4 protein-coding genes are annotated in these 3,531 nt (G+C 61.1%); all 4 read left to right on the top strand.

The features are described 5' to 3' along the window. Nucleotides 1–1,527: FAD-dependent oxidoreductase (locus EN750_RS24030; protein ID WP_145967870.1), on the top strand; the 1,527-nt coding region annotated here is incomplete at its 5' end. Nucleotides 1,528–1,553: 26 nt separating this feature from the next. Then, the gene (locus EN750_RS24025; protein ID WP_348629624.1) at nucleotides 1,554–2,129 is read left to right on the top strand and encodes a hypothetical protein; all 576 of its coding nucleotides are present in this window, start codon (nucleotides 1,554–1,556) and stop codon (nucleotides 2,127–2,129) included. Further along, complete coding sequence (locus EN750_RS24020; protein WP_127397854.1) at nucleotides 2,126–3,130, top strand: ATP-dependent DNA ligase; 1,005 nt, start codon at nucleotides 2,126–2,128, stop codon at nucleotides 3,128–3,130. The genes EN750_RS24025 and EN750_RS24020 overlap by 4 nt, the downstream gene beginning before the upstream one ends. A 58-nt stretch (nucleotides 3,131–3,188) precedes the next feature. Further along, nucleotides 3,189–3,531, top strand: a 343-nt coding sequence (locus EN750_RS40015; protein ID WP_210212764.1) for a DUF72 domain-containing protein, incomplete at its 3' end; no start/stop codon positions are given.

Here is a 3,531-nt window from a genome sequence, read left to right as displayed (position 1 = left end):
CTTTGGATGAAAGTCGAGGTCTATCCCCGCGCGCCGAAATTCTCGGGAAAGAAGAGCTGCGATACCGTGATCATCGGATCCGGGATCGGCGGGCTTTCCGTGGCATACGAACTTGCCGGCATCGGGCAGAACGTGATCGTCATTGATCGCGGCTCGATTGCCGGCGGCATGACGTCGCGAACGACAGCACACCTGGCGCCGATTTGCGATGACGGCCTGAGCACGCTCATCAATCTGCGCGGTGAAGAAACCGCGCGGCTTTTCCAGGAAAGCCAGGAAGCGGCCGTCGCGCGTATCGAGGAAAACGTCGCTCAGCTTGGCATTGACTGCAATTTCCGCCGGCTGGACGCTTTCCTGTTTCCGGCGATGGGCGTCGAGCCAAAGGAAGCCCGCGATCAGCGCCAAAAGGAATTCCATGCGGCAAGAAAGGTCGGAGCGGCTGCCGAGCTCGTGACCGGTGTGCCGCTCAAAGGTTTTGAGAAGGCGCCTGTCCTGCGTTATCCGAACCAGGCCACCTTCCATCCGCTGCGATATCTTCGCGGCCTGGCGTCAGCGATCCGCGACAAAGGCGGCCGTATCTTCGCCAATAGCCCCGTGATCTCCGTTGAGGAATTGCCTGAGGGCGGTGTGCGCGTTCCCACCGAGAATGGCGGTGTCATCGAAGCAGCGTCGGTGGTCGTCGCCACGAACTCACCGATCAACGATCGTTTCCAGCTGCACACCAAGATGTCGCCCTATCGCACCTATGCAATGGCCTTTACCCTGGCGCGCGGCCGTCTGCCCGACGCGCTGTATTGGGACACCGGCGATCCCTATCACTACGTTCGAATGAATCCGGGGCCGGGATCGGTCAACTATCTGATCGCCGGTGGCGCCGATCACAAATCCGGCGAAGCCGACGATGGCGACATCCGTTTCGAGGCGATCGAGGCGTGGATACGCGCGCTCGTGCCAACCTTGGGCAAAGAAGTCACCCGCTGGTCCGGGCAGGTGCTGGACACGATCGACTATTGCGCCTTTATCGGCCTCAATCCCGGTAGTCAGTCCGTCTATGTGGTGACTGGCGACTCCGGGCAGGGCATGACACACGGCGCGCTGTCCGGCCTGCTCCTGAAGGATCTGATTTCGGGTAAGAAAAGCCCATGGGCGGCGGTCTATGAGCCGTCGCGCAAGACGCCCTCGGGTGTGATCAACTACGTTCGAGAGAATCTGTCCGTGGTCAAAAATCTTGCCGGCTACGTGCTGCCCGGCGAACTGAAGTCACCAGGCGAATTCGTGCCCGGCCAAGGCGGCATCCTTCGCGACGGCCTGCGAAAAATCGCCGCCTGTCGCGATCTCGAGGGAAAGCTCCATCAGCACTCGGCCACCTGCACGCACTCGGGATGCGAAGTGGCGTGGAATTCTACTGAGCAGTGCTGGGACTGCTCGTGCCATGGCTCGCATTTCGCACCGGATGGCTCAGTCTTAAACGGGCCGGCGGTGCTTCCTCTGGCACCTGTCGGCGATGGGGTAACAAGGCGGATGTGATGCCAATAGTCGACAGCGGAAAGAAGATGGTCGAGAAGACGACGGGCTGGCGCCGGCCCTCGAGCAACGATGTGGATAGTCTCGTGCGTTCGCGTAAGGCAAATACATTCCAATACAATGGTGACGGTGTCATCCCGAACCATCCGCATTGGCCGCTGATTGTCTACTGTGGCGCACTGAAGCTGCCCAGACAGTTCGATCCGGCCGCAATCTTCGAAGACGTCTTTGAACGCAACGGCTGGGGAAGCTCCTGGCGAAACGGCATGTACGATTATGTGCACTATCACTCTCGCATCCACGAGGGGCTCGGTGTGGCGCGCGGATCAGGCAAGGTCCAGTTCGGCGGCCAGCGGGGCCGCGTATCGACCCTGAAGGCCGGAGACGTGCCGGCCCCGCTCACCACAGCCTTGGCGCCAGCGACGACTTTCTGGTTGTCGGCGCCTACCCGCCTGACGGCACTTATGACGAATGCGCCGCAAGCGAGGACCACGCGAGAGCAGTCAGGACGATTCCCGAGGTCGCGAAACTGCGCAAGGATCCCGTCTACGGAAAGGGGCCTGCTCGACCTCTGGAAAGCATCGCGTGAGCGGAGCACAAGATGAGCGCTCCTCCACAGTTTCTCCTGCCGGTCGACACAAGGCCCATGGAGGCTAAACTCGCCGATGCGATTCCTGTTGAGGACGATGGCTGGCAGTATGAGCCGAAGTGGGACGGCTTTCGCTGTCTCGCCTTCAAGTTGGGCGATGCGGTGGACATTCGCGCCAAGTCCGGAAAACCGTTGGGGCGCTATTTCCCAGAATTGGTCGATCGCCTGCGCGGCCTTCCGGCGGGCCGCTTCGTCATCGACGGTGAAATCCTGATCGAACGCTCCGGCGAATATTCCTTCGACGCCTTGCAGATGCGTTTGCCCCCCGCCGAAAGCCGCATTCGCAAGCTGGCGGCGGAAACCCCCGCCAAACTGATCCTGTTCGACATGCTGGCCGAGGTCGATGGAGAAGTTCTCGTCGACAAGCAGCTGTCGGCACGAAGGAGCGCCTTGGAGACTTTCTGCAAGTCCTCAGCAACCTCAGGCGTTGAACTGTCTCCCTTCACGCTCGACCATAAGCAAGCTCAGACCTGGTTGCAGGATGCTGGCGGCAAGACGGACGGCATTATCGCCAAGCGGCTTGACGGCCCCTATCTCCCCGGCGAGCGCGCGATGGTGAAGGTTAAGAGGATGCGCACTGCCGACTGCGTCGTGGGCGGCTTCCGCTACCTTTCCGACCGCCCCGAGGTCGGGTCACTGCTGCTTGGTCTTTATAACGAGGACGGCAAGCTTGACCATGTCGGCTTCACCTCGACCATCTCCAACGGTGAACGTGTAACGCTGACCGACCGTCTGGAGGCGTTGCGTCAGCCTCCGGGCTTCACCGGCAACGCGCCGGGTGGACCGAGCCGCTGGAGCACGGAGCGCAGCGGCGAATGGGAACCACTGAGTCCGGAATTGGTGGTGGAAGTGCGGTTCGACCATGTGACGGGCGGCCGTTTCCGGCATGGCACGAAGCTGCTGCGGTGGCGGCCGGACAAGGCGCCCCGGCAATGCACCTTCGACCAGTTGAGCTAAGGCAGCTTGCTGCGGAGCTATTGGCTCTGCTAGCCGTTGGGACGGCGGAGACCACGCAATGGACGTCAACGCTCCAAAGAAAGACATTGGGCTCGAAGAGCGACGAGAGCGACGCAAGTTGCGCCGCCAAAAGCAGCGCGCCGAGAACATAGGGCGCGCCGAGAAAATGCATCTCGCGCGGGTGGCTGCGAAAGAGCCGGGCAGTTCAGCGATGGAGTTGGCTAACTCAGCCTACGTCGGCTGCTCCGGGTGGTTCTACTGGAAATGGCGGGGGAATTTCTATCCCGTGGAGATGCCGACATCCGAATGGTTCAACCGCTACGCGCAGCAGTTTGACACTGTCGAAATAAACGCATCGTTCTATTCGTGGCCGACGGTCGCAAATGTAAAGAGCTGGCTTC

The sequence above is a fragment of the Mesorhizobium sp. M7A.F.Ca.ET.027.03.2.1 genome, from assembly GCF_003999175.1.
Classification (GTDB): Bacteria; Pseudomonadota; Alphaproteobacteria; order Rhizobiales; family Rhizobiaceae; genus Mesorhizobium.
Note: the sequence above shows the minus strand (reverse complement) of the source record. Positions and strands in the feature narration are given on the sequence as shown.